Source organism: Gemmatimonadaceae bacterium (assembly GCA_040882285.1).
Lineage (GTDB): Bacteria > Gemmatimonadota > Gemmatimonadetes > Gemmatimonadales > Gemmatimonadaceae > JACDCY01.
The window spans coordinates 229,780-248,537 of sequence record JBBEBQ010000018.1; the positions used below are offsets into that span (position 1 = coordinate 229,780).

General features: G+C 66.9%; 17 protein-coding genes and 1 tRNA gene. 13 read left to right on the plus strand and 5 right to left on the minus strand.

Annotation, left to right across the window (positions count from 1 at the left end; all coding sequences use genetic code 11):
• Positions 1-172 precede the first annotated feature (172 nt).
• The 4 genes from WEA80_10270 (at position 173) to rpmA (ending at position 3,995) form a co-directional block, all read left to right on the plus strand.
• Positions 173-1,774, plus strand: a complete 1,602-nt coding sequence (locus WEA80_10270) for an Rne/Rng family ribonuclease (protein MEX1186962.1) — start codon at positions 173-175, stop codon at positions 1,772-1,774.
• Between the two features lie 124 nt (positions 1,775-1,898).
• A complete protein-coding gene (locus WEA80_10275; GenBank protein MEX1186963.1) occupies positions 1,899-3,176 on the plus strand; it encodes an amidohydrolase family protein in 1,278 nt (425 codons plus the stop codon).
• A gap of 219 nt (positions 3,177-3,395) precedes the next feature.
• Positions 3,396-3,713 carry a 50S ribosomal protein L21 gene (gene rplU, locus WEA80_10280; GenBank protein ID MEX1186964.1) on the plus strand — a complete coding sequence of 106 codons (318 nt, stop codon included), beginning with the start codon at positions 3,396-3,398 and terminating at the stop codon, positions 3,711-3,713.
• Between the two features lie 12 nt (positions 3,714-3,725).
• Positions 3,726-3,995, plus strand: a complete 270-nt coding sequence (gene rpmA / locus WEA80_10285; protein MEX1186965.1) for a 50S ribosomal protein L27 — start codon at positions 3,726-3,728, stop codon at positions 3,993-3,995.
• A gap of 66 nt (positions 3,996-4,061) precedes the next feature.
• Here rpmA and WEA80_10290 read toward each other — a convergent pair whose 3' ends face one another.
• A complete protein-coding gene (locus tag WEA80_10290; protein MEX1186966.1) occupies positions 4,062-5,705 on the minus strand; it encodes an alanine/glycine:cation symporter family protein in 1,644 nt (547 codons plus the stop codon).
• Between the two features lie 228 nt (positions 5,706-5,933).
• Here WEA80_10290 and WEA80_10295 point away from each other — a divergent pair, with 228 nt between their 5' ends.
• From WEA80_10295 to WEA80_10305, 3 genes are all read left to right on the plus strand, one after another.
• A complete protein-coding gene (locus WEA80_10295) occupies positions 5,934-6,746 on the plus strand; it encodes an energy transducer TonB (protein MEX1186967.1) in 813 nt (270 codons plus the stop codon).
• 85 nt (positions 6,747-6,831) lie between these two features.
• The gene (locus tag WEA80_10300; GenBank protein ID MEX1186968.1) at positions 6,832-7,173 is read left to right on the plus strand and encodes a hypothetical protein; all 342 of its coding nucleotides are present in this window, start codon (positions 6,832-6,834) and stop codon (positions 7,171-7,173) included.
• Positions 7,174-7,334: 161 nt separating this feature from the next.
• Positions 7,335-9,668, plus strand: a complete 2,334-nt coding sequence (locus WEA80_10305) for a protein kinase (GenBank protein MEX1186969.1) — start codon at positions 7,335-7,337, stop codon at positions 9,666-9,668.
• 71 nt (positions 9,669-9,739) lie between these two features.
• On the opposite strand, the gene WEA80_10310 is transcribed toward WEA80_10305, so the two are convergent.
• The 3 genes from WEA80_10310 to WEA80_10320 form a co-directional block, all read right to left on the minus strand.
• Positions 9,740-11,041 carry an amidohydrolase family protein gene (locus WEA80_10310; GenBank protein MEX1186970.1) on the minus strand — a complete coding sequence of 434 codons (1,302 nt, stop codon included), beginning with the start codon at positions 11,039-11,041 and terminating at the stop codon, positions 9,740-9,742.
• On the minus strand, positions 11,038-12,471 hold the full coding sequence (locus WEA80_10315; GenBank protein ID MEX1186971.1) for an amidohydrolase: 1,434 nt from the start codon (positions 12,469-12,471) through the stop codon (positions 11,038-11,040). The genes WEA80_10310 and WEA80_10315 overlap by 4 nt, the downstream gene beginning before the upstream one ends.
• A gap of 88 nt (positions 12,472-12,559) precedes the next feature.
• Positions 12,560-13,255, minus strand: coding sequence for a glycerophosphodiester phosphodiesterase family protein (locus tag WEA80_10320; protein ID MEX1186972.1), 696 nt, complete (start codon positions 13,253-13,255; stop codon positions 12,560-12,562).
• A gap of 147 nt (positions 13,256-13,402) precedes the next feature.
• Between WEA80_10320 and WEA80_10325 the strand changes: the two genes are divergently transcribed.
• The 4 genes from WEA80_10325 (at position 13,403) to WEA80_10340 (ending at position 15,232) form a co-directional block, all read left to right on the plus strand.
• Positions 13,403-13,957: an RNA polymerase sigma factor gene (locus WEA80_10325; protein MEX1186973.1), complete on the plus strand. Its 555-nt coding sequence runs from the start codon at positions 13,403-13,405 to the stop codon at positions 13,955-13,957.
• Positions 13,950-14,540 carry a zf-HC2 domain-containing protein gene (locus tag WEA80_10330; GenBank protein MEX1186974.1) on the plus strand — a complete coding sequence of 197 codons (591 nt, stop codon included), beginning with the start codon at positions 13,950-13,952 and terminating at the stop codon, positions 14,538-14,540. The genes WEA80_10325 and WEA80_10330 overlap by 8 nt, the downstream gene beginning before the upstream one ends.
• Positions 14,540-15,097, plus strand: coding sequence for a hypothetical protein (locus WEA80_10335; protein ID MEX1186975.1), 558 nt, complete (start codon positions 14,540-14,542; stop codon positions 15,095-15,097). The genes WEA80_10330 and WEA80_10335 overlap by 1 nt, the downstream gene beginning before the upstream one ends.
• A gap of 51 nt (positions 15,098-15,148) precedes the next feature.
• Positions 15,149-15,232: transfer RNA gene (locus WEA80_10340), tRNA-Leu, on the plus strand.
• 55 nt (positions 15,233-15,287) lie between these two features.
• Here the strand turns inward: WEA80_10340 and WEA80_10345 are convergent.
• On the minus strand, positions 15,288-15,845 hold the full coding sequence (locus tag WEA80_10345; protein MEX1186976.1) for a Uma2 family endonuclease: 558 nt from the start codon (positions 15,843-15,845) through the stop codon (positions 15,288-15,290).
• A 193-nt stretch (positions 15,846-16,038) separates the two neighbouring features.
• Here WEA80_10345 and icd point away from each other — a divergent pair, with 193 nt between their 5' ends.
• Complete coding sequence (gene icd, locus WEA80_10350; GenBank protein MEX1186977.1) at positions 16,039-17,280, plus strand: isocitrate dehydrogenase (NADP(+)); 1,242 nt, start codon at positions 16,039-16,041, stop codon at positions 17,278-17,280.
• Positions 17,277-18,755, plus strand: a complete 1,479-nt coding sequence (locus WEA80_10355; GenBank protein MEX1186978.1) for a leucyl aminopeptidase — start codon at positions 17,277-17,279, stop codon at positions 18,753-18,755. The genes icd and WEA80_10355 overlap by 4 nt, the downstream gene beginning before the upstream one ends.
• Positions 18,756-18,758: the final 3 nt, after the last annotated feature.

Here is an 18,758-nt window from a genome sequence, read left to right on the forward strand (position 1 = left end):
GTCCGGCAAACCGCTCCACGAGCGGTCCAGCCGGCGGGTATCCCGCGGACGATCACACGCGAAGCGGCAGGATCCCAAGGCGAAAGCCGGCGGTTGCCGGTGTCGCACAACAGTCAACACGGGCCTTGGCCCGCGCGGGTGTCGAGTCGCCGCCGGCGGACCCAAGGCTTATATGAAAAGAGAAATTCTCATAAACGCGGCGCAGCGTGAGACGCGCGTCGCGATCATCGAAGACGACCAGCTCGTCGAGCTGCTCGTGGACAGGCCCGAGACGCGCCGGATGGTCGGCGACATCTACTTCGGGAAAGTCGAAGCGGTCCTCCCCGGCATCCAGGCCGCATTCGTCAACATCGGCACCGAGAAGAGCGCGTTCCTGCACGCGTCCGACGCAGCCGACGAGGAAGTCGAGGACGAAGAGGACGACCCCGGCAACGGCGACGTCCCGGAGCCGGAGACGGACAACGAGAAGCCCGAGAAGGGCGCGAGGGGCGCCGACGGCTCCAATGGCAAACGGAACGGCTCGAAGGGCGAGCCGCAGATCCAGGATCTGCTCAAGCGCGGCCAGGAGATCCTGGTGCAGGTCTCCAAGGAGCCGATCTCGACCAAGGGTCCGCGCGTCACGGCGCAGATCTCCCTGGCCGGGCGCTTCCTGGTCTACATCCCCGGAGCGTCGAAGGTAGGCGTCAGCCGGAAGATCGGCCCCGGCCCGGAGCGGCAGCGGCTGCGCGAGATGGTCGCGGCGGCGCTCCCCGAGAAGTCGGGCGGCGTGATCGTGCGCACCGTCGGCGAGGACGTGACCGCCGAGATGCTGCAGCGGGAGCTGCAGTCGCTCATGGCGCAGTGGAAGAAGATCAAGCGCAAGACGCACTTCACGCGCGCGCCGGCGCTGATCCATCGGGAGACGGGGCTGACGCGCGGGCTGGTGCGGGACGTGTTCAGCGCGAAGGTGGACAGCCTGACGGTTGACTCGCGGCAGGTGTACAACGAGATCGTCGAGTACCTGAAGGGGATGTCGCCGGAGCTGGTCGAGCGCGTGAAGCTGTACGAGGACAAGGTGCCGCTGTTCGATCAGATGAAGATCGAGGCTGAGATCCGGAACCTGTTCAAGCGGCGGTGCGACCTGAAGTCGGGGGGCTACATCATCATCGAGCCCACCGAGGCGCTGGTCTCGATCGACGTGAATTCGGGGCGCTACACCGGGAAGAAGGACCCGGAGAAGACGATCCTGAAGACGAATACCGAGGCCGCGCGGGAGATCGCGCGGCAGATCCGGCTGCGGGACGTGGGCGGGATCATCGTGTGCGACTTCATCGACATGGAGACGAAGTCGAACCGCGAGCGCGTGCTGCAGGAGCTGCGGCAGCAGCTTGCGCGGGATCGCGCGCGCACCAAGGCGTTCGCGGTCAGTGACCTCGGCTTGATCGAGATGACGCGGCAGCGGGTGCGGCAATCACACTATCAGAGCATGACCGAGGCGTGTCCCACCTGTGACGGTACGGGCCGCGTGTTCACGCCCGAGACGATCGTGCGGCGGATGGAGCGCTCGGTGAAGCGGATGGTGCTGGAAGGGAAGCGCGAGAACGTGGTGGTGAAGCTGCACCCCGACGTCGCGCTGTACGTGCTGAAGGAGGAGAAGGACCTGCTCAAGAAGATGGAGAAGAACGCGCGGTTCGCCCTCGAGCTGCGGGACGATCCGCTGCTCAAGCCGGATGAGTTCAAGATCGTGATGAAGGCGCAGGGGCGGGATGTGACGGAGCTGTACGCGCTGGCGTAGAGCTCGACTGGCTGGTGACTAGTGACTAGTGACTAGTGACGAGTCACTAGTGACCAGGGCCTGAAGTTGCCGGGCGGGCCGCGCTTGACGATCTTTGGCGCTCACTCAATCCAGCGAATTCCTGATGCCCTCGTTCAGCAAAATCGCCGCTCTTGCTGCCTGCCTGGCGGTAACCGCCGCCGGCGTGGATGCCCAAGCCTTCCGGGACTCGGTGACGGTCATCCGGGCCGCCCGCATGCTCGACGTAGGCACCGGCAACATCGTCCAGAACCCGGTCATCACGGTCACCGGCGACCGGATCAGCTCCGTGACCAACTCGGCCGTTCCCGTCGGCGCGCGCGTGATCGACCTCGGCGACGTGACTCTGCTGCCCGGGCTGATCGACGCGCACACGCACCTGACGAGCAACCTCGAGGCGGGCTCGTACGTGCGGCCCGCGCGCGAGACCGACGCCGACGTCACCGTGCGCGGCGTCAGGAACGCGCGGCTCATGCTTCAGTCCGGGTTCACCACGGTACGAGACGTCGGATCAGCGGGCTTCGCCGACGTCGCGCTCATGCGGGCGTCGGACGCCGGGTGGATCGACGCGCCGCGGATCGTTCCCGCCGGACACTCGCTCGGGATTACCGGCGGACATTGCGACCATACCGGATGGAAGCCCGGCGTGCTCGAGGGCTCGACCGTGACGGGAATCGCCGACGGCCCGGACGAAGCCGTGGAAGCGGTACGCCAGCAGCTCAAGTACGGCGCCAAGGTCATCAAGATCTGCGCGACAGCCGGAGTCCTGTCCTTCGAGGAGAGCGTCGGGGCGCAGCAGTTCTCCGACGCGGAGATGCGCGCGATCGTCGAGGAAGCCGCCCGCCACGGCGTGAAGGTCGCGGCGCACGCGCACGGGACGCAGGGAATCATCGCCGCGGTGCGTGCCGGCGTAGCGTCGATCGAGCACGGCTCGATGCTCGACGACGAAGCGATCAGCCTGATGAAGCAGCGCGGGACCTACCTGGTGCCGACGACCTACCTGGCGGATTCGATTGATCTGCGAATTCTTCCGCCGCTGCTCCGATCGAAGGCGGAGTCGATCCTGCCGATTGCGCGGGCGAACGTCACGCGCGCGATCAGGGCGGGAGTCAAGATCGCCTTTGGCACGGACGCTGCCGTCATCCCGCACGAGCATGCCATCCGGGAGTTCAAGACGCTCGTTGACCGCGGGATGACCCCGCTCGGCGCTATCCAGGCAGGAACTATCAACGCGGCCGATCTGCTCGGCACGACCGACCGCGGCAGACTCACGCCCGGACTCCTGGCCGACATAATCGCGGTCCCCGGCAACCCGCTGGCGGACATTCAGGCGCTGGAGCGCGTGACATTCGTGATGAAGGGAGGGCGGATTTACAAACGGTGACTGCCGGCACCACAGGGGATGGTGACTGGTCTTAGGTCGTACGTGATAGTTAACAACCCTGTGATCGGTGAAGGGTTTCGGGTAACCAACAACCGGTCACCCGTTGCCCGTCGTTGACCAGAACCCATCACCTACAACCAGTCACCCATCCCCGTTGTGCAAAACCCAAAACCTCACTATTTTTAAAGGCTGCACGATTTCCTAACCGCAACTGGCCTCATGTCTTACGCAATCATCCGCACCGGCGGCAAGCAGTTCCGTGCCGAGCCGGGCAAGAGCATTCGCATCCCGACCGTCGAAGGCGAGCCGGGAAGCAAGATAAAGTTCGATGACGTGATCCTCGGCACCGACGGCGACACCGTCAAGCTCGGCACGCCGGCGCTCAAGGGCGCGGCCGTCACGGGCGAGATCGTCAAGCACGGTCGCGCCGACAAGATCGTCGTCTTCAAGTTCAAGCGCCGGAAGAACTACGCGCGCAAGCAGGGACACAGGCAGGGCTTCACCGAAGTCCGCATCAACGACATCAAACTCGGCTGATCGAGCGAACATATGGCACATAAAAAGGGCGTAGGCTCGTCCCGCAACGGACGCGACAGCAATCCGCAGTACCGCGGGATCAAGAAGTTCGGCGGCGAGCGCGTCGTCGCGGGGAACATCATCGTGCGCCAGTGCGGCACGAAGTGGCACCCGGGACGCAACGTCGGCCTAGGCACCGACTTCACGATTTACTCGCTGATCGACGGCGTGGTGAAGTTCGAGCACAAGAACAAGACGCGCTTCAAGGTGAGCGTGTACCCCGAGAAAGAGACCGCCGCGTAAAAGCGAGCGAACAAAAAAGCCCCCGCCGGCATCGGCGGGGGCTTTTTGTTGACTGCTATCCGGCGGTTACCTGTATCGGGCGAGCTCCCCCCGCTTGTACTTGCCCCAGTACACATCCAGCTCGTCCTTCACCTTGCCGTGCAGGAAGTACACACCCAGCAGGTTGGGAAACGCCATTCCCAGAATCATCAGGTCGCCGAAGTTCAGGACCTGGGTGGACGTTATGATCGAGCCGAGGAAGACGAAGATGCAGAACAGGATGCGGTAGATCTGCGACGTCCCGTCGCCGAACATCCACGCCCAGCACCGCTCCCCGTAGTACGACCAGGAGATCATCGTCGAGTACGCGAACATCATGACCGACGCGGAGAGGATGTACGGGAACCAGCTCAGGTGCTCGCCCATGGCGCGTGATGTCAGCGCCGCGCCCTTGCTGTTGGCGACGAGATCGGCGTAGGCGGGATTGTTGTAGGCGCCCGTGATGACGATGACCAGGGCGGTCATGGTGCAGACGACCACCGTGTCGATGAACGGCTCGAGCAGCGAGACGATTCCTTCCCGTACCGGGTACTCGGTCTTCGCCGCCGAGTGCGCGATCGCGGCCGAACCGGCGCCTGCTTCGTTGGAGAATGCCGCTCTCTGGAACCCCACCACGAGCGTTCCGATGATTCCGCCATACGCCGCATCGGGCGAGAACGCCTGCTGCACGATCGCGCCGAACGCCGCCGGAATTGCCCCGGCATTCACGATCAGAATGTAGATCGAGGCGAGTACGTAGATGCCGATCATGAACGGAACGAGCTTCTCGGTCACATGGGCGATGCGCCGGATGCCGCCGATGATCACGATCCCGACCAGCACGGCCATGAACAGCCCGTATATCCACGGGTTCGCCGCGAGGAACGGCGCCTGCTCCTGGATCGCGTTCAGCGACTGGTTGACCTGGAACGCGTTGCCGCCGCCGAATGAGCCGCCGATGCAGAGGATCGCGAACATGACGGCCAGCACCTTGCCGAACTTCGCCATGCCTTTTTCCGCGAGGCCCTTCGACAGATAGAACATCGCGCCGCCCATGATCCGGCCGTCGGGGCGGACTTCACGATATTGCTGGCCGAGCGTGACCTCCGTGAACTTCGAGGTCATGCCGATCAGCCCCGCGATGATCATCCAGAACGTGGCGCCCGGACCGCCGATGCTGATGGCGATCGCGACGCCGGCGATGTTTCCGAGGCCGACGGTAGCGGACAGCGCCGTGGTCAGCGCCTGAAAGTGCGAGACCTCGCCGGTCTGCCGTGGATCGGTGTATTTCCCGGCGGTCACGGTCAGCGCGTGCCCGAACGCGCGGAAGTTGATGAACCCCATCCGGAACGTGAGGAACACCGCCGCGACCACCAGCCAGAACACGACCAGCGGCAGCGTGTGCGTGTCGTCCCAGAACAGGATGTCGTAGAAGAACACGGCGCCGATGACGGAGTTCACCCGGCCCATGGCGCGGTCCGCCGCTGCCATGAAGCCTGTCGCCGGCTCGGTGGCCGCTTCCGGTTGCTGACCCTCGATGGGGAGCGGGGCGGGCAGCGAGCCTGCGTCGACCGCGGTGGTCTCCTGGGCCGACAGCGAGCTCCAACTTCCCGCCGTCGCGGGCGCGATGGCGGTGAGCGCCAACAGGGCGGACAGGACCAACAGTACACGTGCCTTCGAGCGAAGCATCATGATCGGGAAGGTGTGTGTCGCCGGAGCGATCGGTGAGCGAATCAGTGATAGCGGCGGAGCGCCGCTTCCACCGGGGTTTTCGATTGACACAAAGTCGGCCCCGTACCTCGATTTAGGTAGCACCCCGGGGGGCTTTTTTTTCAGCCGATTTTGGCACCGATAGTGCGTTATGAGGGGGTGCTCACTGGATCGTATTGCAGGGTGACCCGGGGGCCCAAAGGGGGGGGAATGTTCACCACTCTGCTCGAATCGAAGCCAAAAAAGCAGCGAAAAACCGCGGGGACCGCCGTGAGTGTGACGCTGCATCTCGCATTGCTGTTTTTTGCCGTCGTAGCCACCGCCAACGCGCGCTCCGACGCGATGGAGAAGGCGCGCGAGGAGAAGCTGAATTACGTCGAGGTGAAGAAGGAGGAGCCGAAGCCGGAGGAGCCCAAGCCGAAGCCGGAGGAGCCCAAGCCGAAGGCGCCGGAGCCCGTGAAGGCTGCTTCGCCAAAGGCCCCTGCGGCGGCGCGCGTCGAAGCGCCCGCCCCGCCCAAGGGGTTTCAGATCGTCCAGGCGCCGGTGAACATCCCCATCTCCATACCGAAGGTCGATCTCTCCGCGGCCGTGACCAACGAGGCTGACTTCAGCGGCAAGGGCGTGGCCGGCGGCAGCTCCAGGGGCGTCGCGGGCGGAACCGGCGACGCTGACAGCAAGGGCACGGTCGGCGGACTAAGCAACCAGCCGTATTTCGAATTCCAGGTCGAGCAGGCGGCGTCGCCGTCGGGCGGAAACCCCACGCCGGAATATCCCAATTCGATGCGCGCGTTGGGGATGACCGGGCGCGTAGTGGTGCAGTTCGTCGTCGGCGCGAACGGCCGCGTCGAGCCGGGCAGCATCAAGATCATGGAATCGACCAACTCGGCATTCGCGGCAGCCGTTCGCGAGGTGCTTCCGCGTCACCGGTTCTCGCCCGCGAAGATCGGCGGGAAGGCGGTGCGGCAGATCGTGCAGCAGCCGTTTGTGTTCAGGCTGGATTCGTCGGCAAGTGGTGACCAGTGACTAGTCACTGGTCACTAGTCACCACTCTGTAACTTTCCCCGGTGTTTCAGCGTACTCCCCTCATCTCCCCACAGAGGATCCATCCATGGCAGTCTGGGATAACCTGAAGCGTGAGCTCGACAGCGCCGGCAAGGCGATGCAGGACGTGCTCGAGAAGGCCGGAAAGGCGACGCAGGGCGCGCTCGAGGAAGGGAAGGTCCGCGTGGACGCGTTTCGCGAGCGGCAGCTGGCCGACCGCGCGGCGCAGGCGCTCGGCTACGCCATCTTCCGCGCCGAGCAGAGCGGCTCGCAGCTCGACGCCGACACGAAGGCGCGCCTGACCGCGACGCTGGCCGAGCGCGAGGCCGAGGCCGCGCGACTCGAAGCGCAGCTGTCCAGAACGGCGACGCCGCCGGCCGACAGCGCGGAGCCACCTCCGGCGGTCTAGTGGCTTGAGTCGGTCGAAGTAGTCTTGGCTTCACAGCGATTCGTCGCCTACACTTAAGCGACACCCACGGAGCCGAGAGCCTGCCGCAAGATCTAAAGGAACAACTTCAGACCACGCTCGGCGACTCCTACCGCATAGACCGCGAGCTGTCGGGCGCGGGGATGTCCCGCGTGTTCGTGGCCCACGACCTGTCGCTCGGGCGCGACGTCGTGGTGAAGGTCCTTCCGCCGGACATGGCCGCGGCCGTCAGCGTGCAGCGCTTCAACCGCGAGATCCAGCTCGCCGCGCGGCTGCAGCACCCGCACATCGTTCCGCTGCACGCCACCGGCGAGATATCCGGACTCCCGTTCTTCACGATGCCGTTCGTGGACGGGGAATCGCTGCGCGAGTATCTCACGAAGAAGGGCGAGCTGCCGCTGGCGGAATGCATCCGCATTCTGCGCGACGTAGCGACCGCGCTGGCGTACGCCCACCGGCAGGGCGTAGTGCACCGGGACATCAAGCCCGAGAACGTGCTGCTCACGAGCGGCTCGGCCGTCGTCACCGACTTCGGCGTGGCCAAGGCGTTGAGCGCATCGACCACCCAGCCGGGGGCCGAGAATCTCACAACGCGCGGCATGGCCGTGGGGACGCCCGCGTACATGTCTCCGGAGCAGGCCGCCGCGGATCCGGGCATCGACGCGCGGACCGACATCTACTCCTGGGGCATCCTGGCGTACGAGATGATCGCGGGGCAGCCCCCGTTCGTAGGTCGTGGGGCGGGCGCGCTCATCGCCGCCCAGATCGCGGAGACGCCCGAGCCCATCGAGCGCAGGCGTCCGACGACTCCGCACACCCTCGCCGCGCTGGTCACCTGCTGTCTGGCCAAGCGGCCGGCGGACCGGCCGCAGACGGCGGAGGAGCTGGTGAACACGCTCGACGCGCTGCTCGCTTCCGGCCTCACCAGCGGAGCGGACATTCCGGCAGGCAGGAAGACGCAGTGGCGCAAGGCGCAGCCGTGGGTCGCCACCGTCGCCGTGATCTCCGCGGTGCTTCTCGGCGCGGCGCTGCTGTTGGCGCCGCAGCTCGATTTTGGCTTCGGCGCGAGCGAGCCGCAGGCCGTGCGGTCCATCGCCGTGCTTCCATTCCTCAACGCCGGTGGCGACCAGCAGGATGAATACTTCTCCGACGGGATGAGCGACGAGCTGAGCACCGCTCTCGGCAAGATACCCGGTCTGCAGGTCGCGTCCCGCACGTCGACGTTCACGTTCAAGGGCGCCGAGAGCACCGACGTGCGAGCGATCGGCGACAAGCTGAAGGTGGACGCCGTGCTCGAGGGCCGGGTGCGCCGCTCGGGCAACCGGCTCAGGCTGTTCGTGCAGCTGACCAACGTCGCGGACGGGCTCAGTCTCTGGTCGGAGAGCTACGAGCGTGAGGTCAAGGACGTATTCGCGGTGCAGGAGGACGTCGCTCGCGCGATCGCGACTGCGTTGCGCGTGCGGTTGGGCGGTGGGGGATCGACTCCCGTCGTGGCGGACGCGGGAACGCAGGACCTGCTGGCGTACGACCTGTATCTGCGCGGCAGGTATCAGTGGCACCGGCGTAATCTCCCGGCCGCGGGCGAGCTGTTCGAGCAGGCCGCGGCCAAGGACCCGACCTTCGCCCGGGCGTACGCCGGAATCGCGATCACCTACGCCCTGCTGCCGGAGTACGTGGACTTTCCTCTGGACGAGGCGCGCCGCCGGACCGAGCAGGCCGCGAGCCGCGCCCTCGCGCTCGACAGCACCATTGCCGAAGCGTATTCGGCGCTGGGGCTGTCCCGGGTGCATTCGTGGCGCTGGGCGGAAGCCGAGGAGGCATATCGGCGCGCGACGATACTCGACCCGCGCAACTCGACCGCGCATCAGTGGTACGGCGAGTACCTGTATCACACGGGCCGGATGGACGAATCACTCGCGCAGATGCGCGCGGCGACGGCGTTGGATCCGCTCGCGCCGATTCCGGCGATCGCCTACGCATACGCGCTGTACGCGGCCGGCCGCACGACCGAGTCGCTGACCGAAAGCAGGAGGGCGCTGGAGCTCGGGTCGGATCTCTCGATCGTTCACCGCGTCATCGCGGTGTCCGCGCAATCACTCGGCGATTGCGCTACGGCGCTGCGTCATTCCGATGCCGCCGTGGCCAACGACAGCTCCAACCCGACGAACATCGGGGAGAGAGCGCGGATCTACGCGTTGTGCGGCAGGGGACAGGCGGCGCGCGCCGACGTGGCCTCGCTGCGCAGCCGCATAGACGACGACCGCGTGCTGTTTCCTCTGGCTGTCGCTTACGCCGGCCTGGGCGAGATCGACAACGCCCTCGCGTTCCTCGATCGCGCCGTGAAAAAGCGCGTCATCGGCCTTACCGCAACCACAGTTGCGAGCGACCCGATATTCGAAGCGGCTCGGAAGGACCCGCGTTTCAGAGAGATACTGCGACCGATGAACATGCCAGCGTCGGCCTTCGACGGCAGGTAAGAAAAACGGCGCGTCCGAAGACGCGCCGTTTCAACCCAGGGTCCTGCGGTTACTAGTCACTAGTCACCCCCCTACGGCTCCCACCTCGCCGGCGGCAGCGTCTTGTACCGCTCCGTCAACAGCTCCTGCCTCGTCCTGACGTCGTGCTCCACGCCGCGCACGAACACGTGCTCCGCACGTGTCGTGAACTCGAACGGGTCGCCGCTCCAGACAACGACGTCGGCGTCGCGGCCGGCCTGCAGCGATCCGGTCCGCTCTGCCACGCCGAACACCTGCGCGGGCGCCAACGTCACAGCGCGCAGGGCATCGTCCCACGACATGCCGTACGCGACTGCGTTGCCCGCCTCCTGCTTGATGTTGCGGACGTTGAACGGCTCGTCGGCGCCACCGCCGCCCGCATTGCCGATCAACAGCACTTCGACGCCGGCGCGCCGGAGCAGCGCGGCGTTGTCCTGCCGTCTCCCCAGCGAGGAAAAGCTGCCGGGAATGTTGTTCATCGCGCCGGTGAACACCGGCACGCCCGCGGCCGCGATCTGGCTCGCGACCTTCCAACCCTCGTCCGCGCCGGCCAGCATCAGCCGCAGGCCGTACTCGCGGCCGAGCCGGAGCGTGGCCTCGATGTCGCTGGCTTTGTGCGTCGCCACTATCAGAGGGAGACGCCCTTCGAGGACGGGGATCATCGCTTCCAGATCCTTCCTGCTCGCCGCGAACTCCCGCGTCTCCGCCCGATCGTACGCGCGGCGGTTGTCGCGATAAGCGCGCACATCCTCGAACAGCTCGCGCAGCCGCAGGAGGTGCTGCGCTCTCGCGCCGGTTCCCGCCTGACCGGCGTTCCCGATCTGTGCTAACATCGCCACCGGCGCGCGGGTGATGTGATCGGTGAGGGAGCCGCCGGTCAGAGTCACGAAAGCGCCCTGGCCCCAGATGAGGCCACCGGTGGGGAACACCATCACGCTGGTAATGCCTTCGTCACGCGCGGGGGCGAGCAGCACCGATTGCGGGTCGAATCCTTCCCACGCGGTGAACGCGGCGGCGATCTGGTTCTCGGAGCGCGCCGAAGCGTCGCGCGTGGCCTGCACTGAGCCGATCTCGCTCAGACCGAGCTGGCTCGCGGAATTGATGAGTCCCGGCGTCACCCACTTGCCGGTGGCGTCGATGACGCGCGCGCCCGCGGGGACCGCGACTCCGGCTCCGACCGCGACGATCTTTCCGTCACGAATCACTACCGTTCCGTTTTCGATCACCGGGCCGCTGACAGGGAAGACCCTGCCGCCTGTGATCGCAATGGTCTGCGCGCCCGCCATGCCGGCGGCCGTAAGCAATGCCGCCGCGGCGACGCCGCGCGCCAATCTCGCAATGTTGGTGCTGGTCATCGCAGTTCCCTCCGCGGCACGTACCCGAGCTCGAAATCGGTGCGCCATTGCTGGTTCGGATCGAGCCGGTCGAACAGCATCGCGCCGTCGATCCACACTTTCTCCGGCCTCGAGTACACGCTGAACGGATTTCCGGACCACAGGACTACGTCCGCGTTCTTGCCCTGCTCGAGGGAGCCGACGCGGTCCTCGAGCCCGAGCGCCCAGGCGGCGTTGATCGTGACCCACTTGATTGCCTGGTCCTCGGTGACGGGGATGCCCGCCTGGTTGCCGGCGGCCATCGCCTTCGCCGCTTCCTGATTGAGCCGCTGCGACCCGGACGCGTCGTCCGAGTGCACGATCGCCCGCGCGCCCGCGCGGTCCACCAGCGCGATGTTGGCCTTCACCGCATCCATCGCCTCTACCTTGAACAGGCCCCAGTCGGCCCAGAGCGAGGCCGCGATCCCTTCGCGCGCCAGGATGTCGGCGATCTTGTACGCCTCCACGCCGTGGTGGAAGGAGCGGATGCTGTAGCCGAACTCCTTCGCGATGTCGATCATCTGCGCCATCTCGTCCGCGCGGTAACAGTGGTTGTGCACCAGGATGTTGCCGCGCAGCACTTCGGCGAGCGTCTCGTTGCCGAGATCGCGATTGGGCGCGTCGCCCGTGCGTTTGGCAAGCCAGTTGTCCCACGTGCGGCGATACCGCTCCGCGCCGATCCACGCCGCGCGATACCCGGCGACGTTCCCCATTCGCGTAGAGGGCCCGCGCGACGCATACACGCGCTTCGGGTTTTCACCGCACGCCATCTTGAGCCCGTACTTCGCGCCCGGGAACTTCATCCCCTGGACCGTGCGCGATGGCACGAGCTTGATCACGGCGCTCCGTCCGCCGATCAGGTTGGCCGAGCCCGGCAGCACCTGAATCGTCGTGACTCCGCCCTCGAGCACGCGCGGCAGCTGTGGATCCTGCGGCCAGATGCTGTGCTCGATCCAGACGTGCGCCGTCACCGGCGACGTGGCTTCGTTGACGTCGTTGAGCAGAACACCCTGTCCGCCGGGAGCGCCGCCCGCGCCGATGTGCGAGTGCGTGTCTATGAGCCCGGGCGTGACGTACTTGCCCGAGCCGTCGATCACCACGGCGTCGGCGGGCGCGTTCACGGTGGCTCCAACCTCGACGATCTTGCCGTCCCGCAGCAGGATCGAGCCGTTGCGGATGGTCGGTCCCGCAGCCGTCATGATGGTCGCGTTCCGGATCACGGTCGGGCGTGAGGGGAACGGCACGTACGTGCTGGGGAACGGATTCGCGTTCGGCGCGGACAGCGTGGTCGCCACGCTGCGCTGGCCGGTGTCGCCCGCCGTACGCGTCCCCGGCGTCGTCGCGGGGGGCGGAGTGCGCCCCGCGCATGCCAACGTCAGCGCGGCGCACGCGCCAAGAAGTAATTGCCTCACTAAGACGTCTCCTGGAGGTTGGACGGTGGCGCGGCCGCAGACGGGCGACCGCACTGGGATAATACGCAGGGGTGCGGGGCGGTGCGAGCTAGGACCGGCCGCGATCGCGCCAGCGCACCAAGCGCGCGACGTGGTCGGTGCAGATGGCGTCCACGCCCGCCTCGGCGAGCCGCTCCCAATCCCGCTCCTCGTTGGCCGTCCAGGCGATCACGCGCCCGCCGCAGCCGTGCACCTCTCCCACGAGCCCCGCATCGATCAGCTCGAAGTGCTGCCAGAGATCGGTAGCCGAGGCCGACCGGAGGCCGACACAGTTGTCCACCATGTAGCTCCCCTGGAGCACGCCGCGCCTGATCGACGGAGCGAGCTCCGCCATGCGGGAGACCGCCCGGTGATCGAAGCTGTGGACCGCCGCGTTGGAATCCACGGAAAGGATGGCCGCGAGCAGCTCCTCGCAGCCGCGGCCCTTGATCTCGACGTACAGTCGCGCCCGCCCGGCCAGCGCCTCGAGGAGACCCTGCAGCGAAGGAATGCGCTCGCCGCCGCCGAGATCGAACGTCTGGAGCTCAGCGAAGGAGAGATCCGCGATCGGCCGGGACGCGAGCCGCCGGTCGCCGCTCCTGCCCCGCGGAAAGAAATCGTGGTGCACGCTTACGACCCCGTCGCGCGTCGCGTGCACGTCTATCTCCACGCCGTCGGCGCCCTCATCCACGGCCGCCAGCACGGCGCCGATGGTGTTTTCCGGGTGTACAGAGTGAGATCCGCGGTGGGCAATGGCCTCGATCATACGGCCGAACATACTTACGCGCGCAGACCCTTAACAATCACGGGACACCAGCGTCCCATGGGACACAGCTAATAGCCAACAGCCAATAGCCAATAGCTCGCTCCGCCTAACACCGACCAAATGGCTCCGTCTATAAGTTGTCCGCTAATGAGCGAGGCATACCTGCCGGCGGAGGCTGGCGATCGCGACCTCATCGACAGGTGGAAGCGCGGCGATCCGACGGCGGCCACGGCCATCGTCAGCCGCCACAGCGATGCCCTCGCCCGTTTCGCGGTAAACCTCGGCGAGAGCGACGACGTCGAGGAGCTGGTGCAGGACACGTTCGTGCGCGCGTTCGGATCGCTGCACTCGTTTCGCGGCGACAGCGCGCTGCGCACCTGGCTGTTCACGATCGAGCGGCGGCTGGTGCTGGATCGCCGGCGCGCCGCTAGGCGGGCGCCCGCGTCGGTGCCGGTCACGGATTCGAGCGCGGCGACCGAGTTCACGGCCTTGGACACGATGGTTGCGGCCGAGACCGAGCAGCAAGTGAGGGAAGCGATTGAGCGACTGTCTCCGACTCAGCGCGAGGTTTTCACCCTGCGCGTCTCGGAGGGGCTGACGTACAGGGAGATTGCGGAGGTCGTCGGAACTACCGAGGGCGCCGCGCGGGTGCATTACCACAACGCGATGCGTGCGGTAAAGGAGTACTTGAGCGATGAATGACTGCGTGAACGGCGAGATCAGAGACGTGCTGCCCGAGCTGGTGAGCGGGACGCTCCCGGCCGGCGAGGTCGCGCGCGTGCAGGAGCACGTGCGTGCATGCGCCGAGTGCGCCGCCGAGGTGGAGCTTTTGCGCACCGCGCGGGCGGCGATGCGGCTGGCGCCGGCGATGGACACGGCGCGCATCGCCGCCGCGGTGCAGGCATCCACCGCGCAGCGGCTCGCCGCGCGCAGGGCGCCGGCGACGCGGGTTGCCAGGATCGGAAGTCTGTCGCTGGTGGCTGTGATCGGTGCGCTCGGCATCTGGTCGCTGCGAGGGTCATCGCCGGCCACGACCGAAGCGCCCGCGGCGGTCGCCGTCACGGCCCCCGATCAGGCCGGCGCGATCGCGCCGGCTCGGGCCGTCGAATCGCGGGGAGTGGGGGCTCCGGTGCAGCTCGCGCTCGGCGGCGACATGAGCCAGCTCGGGGACGACGACCTGCTGGCGCTCCTGAGCGAAGTCTCCGCGCTCGAGGCCATGCCCGGCGAGGAGCCGGCGTCTTTGGCGATCGAGCCTATACTGCCTGTCGAGCAGGAGGACCTGTGATGTCGTCGAAGCTTGGAGCAATCGTTTTCGCCGGCCTGCTCTCCGCGGCTTCCGCCGCGAGCGCGCAGGTCCCGCGGCAGCGTCCGGCGGGAGACAGCGTCGCCGCGCAGCGCCGCGCGGCGCTCGAGAGTCAGGTTCGCCAGCGGATTGCCGCCGTCGTGAAGGAGCGGCTGCAGCTGAGCGACGCGCAGGCGCAGCAGCTACAGGAAACCGAAGGCCGGTTCGAGCTGCGCCGGCGGGATCTGCTGCAGCGCGAGATGCGCCTGCGGCGCGATCTGCGGCAACAGCTCTCGCCCGGTGCCGCGGCGGACCAGCAGCGCGTGGCGTCGCTGCTCGACCAGATCATGGCCGTGCACCGCGAGCGCGTGGCCATAACCGAGCAGGAGCAGCGGGATCTCGCGCGATTCCTGACGCCGGTGCAGCGCGCGAAGTACCTCGGGCTGCAGGGGGAGCTGCGCAGCCGGATCGAGGGGATGCGCCAGCGCGGCGAGGCGATGCGGCAGCGCGGCGTCGTGCGCCCGCCGCAGCGCCGACCCGGGCGTCCACCGCAGCCGTAACTGGTAGTTCGCTGCTAGCTGCTAGCTGGCTGTTGTAGATTGCAGTACGTCGCCCGGGTGGCGGAACTGGCAGACGCACGGGACTCAAAATCCCGCGGCCCTTGGGCCTTACGAGTTCGATTCTCGTCCCGGGTACTTCAACAATCGCGGGCCTCGCCTGCGTAGCACGCAGCCTGGGAAAGCGCGGCGATTACTCTCCGGCCGACGCGAACAATTCCTGGACTTCCAGGACGAACGGGTCAACGGCTCCCGACGGATGCCATTCCAGCCGACCGGTGATGACCTCAGGCCGCTCGTCGCCGGGGAGCCAGCGCTCGATCAGCCGCGCGTCGCCGTCCACGATCCAGTATTCCGCGACGTTCTCGCGTTGATAGAGCAATCGCTTCACCCCGCGGTCGCGTCTCGCTGTCCCCGGCGACAACACTTCGGCCGCAACAAGGAGCCGGCCGGCGTCCTGATAATCGCGCGGCGGCCGCCCTTCGACGAGCGGCACCACGAGAATGTCGGGCTGTACCAGCGTGCGCGGTCCGAACACGACGTCAGCCGGTGCCGTCAGAACCTTCCCGATTCGGTGCCGCCGCAGATAATCGTGAAGCGAGCGCGCCAAGTCGTCCGCGATGTACTGGTGCGACCAGGCCGGCGACGGGCTCACGAAAAGCTCGCCGTCGATGATCTCCCGGCGTTCGCCGTCGTCGGGAATCTTCCATAGCTCCTCGACAGTCCATCCAGCGGTTGCTGGCATGCCCATAGTATCACCCTCCTCGGCTCATCGTGGCAACTCGGCATGCCCGACCGTAGCGCAGCGCAGCTTCCCTGGACTCATCGTTCGCCGACGCGCATACACGCCCAGTTGCCGTGACCCGCGTGGCGTGAGTTGCATTCCGCGGCTAGCTTTGGCGCCACGGATCAGTCCCGCAAATCGTCCCATCAGCACACGGATCATGGCCACGTACAAGCTCTCGACCGTCCCCACCGGCGGCGAAAAGATCGGCTGGCGCGACGGCAAGCTTTCCGTCCCGTCCAACCCCATCATCCCCTTCATCGAGGGCGATGGCACGGGCCCCGACATCTGGCGGGCGTCGCAGCGCGTGTTCGACGCCGCGATCGAGAGGGCCTACGGCGGGGAGCGGAAGATCGCCTGGATGGAAGTGTTCGCCGGCGAGAAAGCGTTCACGCAACACAAAGACTGGCTGCCGCAGGAAACGGTGGACGCTCTCCAGGAATTCCGTGTTTCAATAAAGGGACCGCTGACAACGCCGGTCGGCGGCGGCATCCGCTCCCTCAACGTCACACTCCGGCAGGTGCTCGACCTGTACGCCTGCATTCGGCCGGTGCGCTACTTCGAGGGCGTGGGCGCGCCGGTGAAAGAGCCGGAGAAGATCAACATCGTGATCTTCCGGGAGAACACGGAGGACGTGTATGCCGGCATCGAGTGGAAGGCGGGCAGCGACGAGGCGAACAAGCTGCGCGATTTCATCAAGAAGGAATTGAAGAAGGACATGCGCGAGAATTCCGCGATTGGCATCAAGCCGATGTCGGAGTTCGGCTCCAAGCGCCTCATCCGCATGGCCATCCGGTACGCCATCGAGAAAGCCCGCGAGTCAGTGACGCTCGTGCACAAGGGCAACATCATGAAGTTCACCGAGGGCGCGTTCCGCGATTGGGGTTACGAGCTCGCGAAGGACGAGTTCGCCGGACTGGCGTGCGCCGAGGCGGACCTGAAGGGCGACGCTACGCGGGCGGACTGCGTGATCGTCAAGGACCGGATCGCCGACTCGATGTTTCAGCAGCTGCTGCTCAGGCCGTCGGAGTACGCGGTGCTCGCGACGCCCAATCTCAACGGCGATTACATCTCCGACGCCGCGGCCGCGCAGGTGGGCGGACTGGGAATCGCGCCGGGCGGCAACGTCGGCGACGGGCTGGCCGTCTTCGAGGCGACCCACGGCACGGCGCCCAAGTACGCCAACAAGAACAAGATCAACCCCGGCTCGGTGATCCTCTCGGGTGTGATGATGTTCGACTACATGGGATGGAACGAAGCGGCGGCGCTGATCGTCAGCGGAGTGGAGAACGCCATCAAGCGGAAGCGCGTTACGTACGACCTCGCGCGGCAGATGCCGGGCTCGACCGAAGTCTCGACCTCCGACTTCGGTGAGGCGATCGTCGCGGGGATGAAAGCTTGATTCCCGCGATCTCCCTCGCCGGCGGGGGCCTCGCCTCCCACAAGGCGCCGCTGCTGGCGCTCGCGCTCGACGACACCACCGAGCTCACGGAGCAGGCCAGGGAGCTGGACGGCGCGCTCGGCGGCGCGATCGCGCGCGCGACGGGCAACCGCGACTTCCGCGGCGCGCGGGACGAGACGATGCTGCTCTCCGGCGGAGCGACGGGCCCGCGCATGGTCCTCCTCGTCGGTCTGGGCGCCGTGTCCGACCGAACGGGCGCGCTCCGCCGGGCCGCCGCGATCGCCGCGAGACAGGCCAACAAGCTCGGCATTCCGGAGCTGACGTGGTACGGCGGGGAGCTGAGCGAGCGCGAGGTAGAAGCCGTCGCTCTCGGCCTGGCGGCCGGTGCGTGGGATTACACCGAGACCCGGACGCAGCCGCCTGAGAACGAGCGGCGCGCGCAACTGGCAACCGCCGCGATCGCCACGGCGGACTCCGCCGCGACCCAGCGAGGGCTCGCCAACGGACTCGCCCTCGGCGAAGGACATTCGCTCGCGCGGCGCCTGGCGATGATGCCCGGCAACCTGTGCACACCGGACTATCTCGCCGAAACGGCGGGTGAGATCGCAGGCCGGCACGGGATGGAAATCACCGTGTGGGGCAGAACGGAGATGCAGGAGGAAGGAATGGGCTCCTTCCTCGCCGTCGCGCAGGGCACGCCGCAGGACCCGAAGCTGATCGTGCTGAAGTACAACGGCGGGAAGAGCGGTGCCGCTCCGATCGCGCTCGTAGGGAAAGGGCTCTGCTTCGATACCGGCGGAATATCGATCAAGCCGCCGCAGAACATGGAGTTGATGAAGTTCGACATGTGCGGCGCGGCCGGTGTGCTCGGCGCGCTCGAGGCGATCGGCCGGATGAAGCTGGAGGTGAACGTCGTCGGTGTCATCGGCGCGACGACGAACATGCCTTCGGGCACCGCGTTCAAGCCCGGCGACGTCGTGCGCAGCCACCTCGGCAAGTACATCGAGGTCGTGAACACCGACGCCGAGGGTCGCATGGTGCTCGCCGACCTGTTGTCGTACGTGCGGCGATTCAACCCCGCCGTCACGGTGGATGCCGCCACGCTCACGGGCGCCGTGGTGATCGCGCTCGGGCACACCGCGACGGGCGTGTTCAGCAGCGACGACGCGCTTGCCACCGAGGTGATCGACGCGGGCAAACGCGCGGGCGAGCCCGGCTGGCCGCTGCCGCTGTGGGACGAGTACAAGGAACTGATCAAGTCGGACGTGGCCGACATGAAGAACGCGGGCGGGCGCGCGGCGGGCTCGACCTCTGCCGCGCTCTTCCTCCAGGAGTTCACGGAAGGAATGCCGTGGATCCACCTCGACATCGCCGGCACCGCGTACTCCGAGACAGACCTGGTCGCCCTGCCGAAGGGTCCCACGGGCGTTCCGGTTGGAACGTTCGTCGAGTTCGTCCGGGGCCGGGCGAGCTGAAGC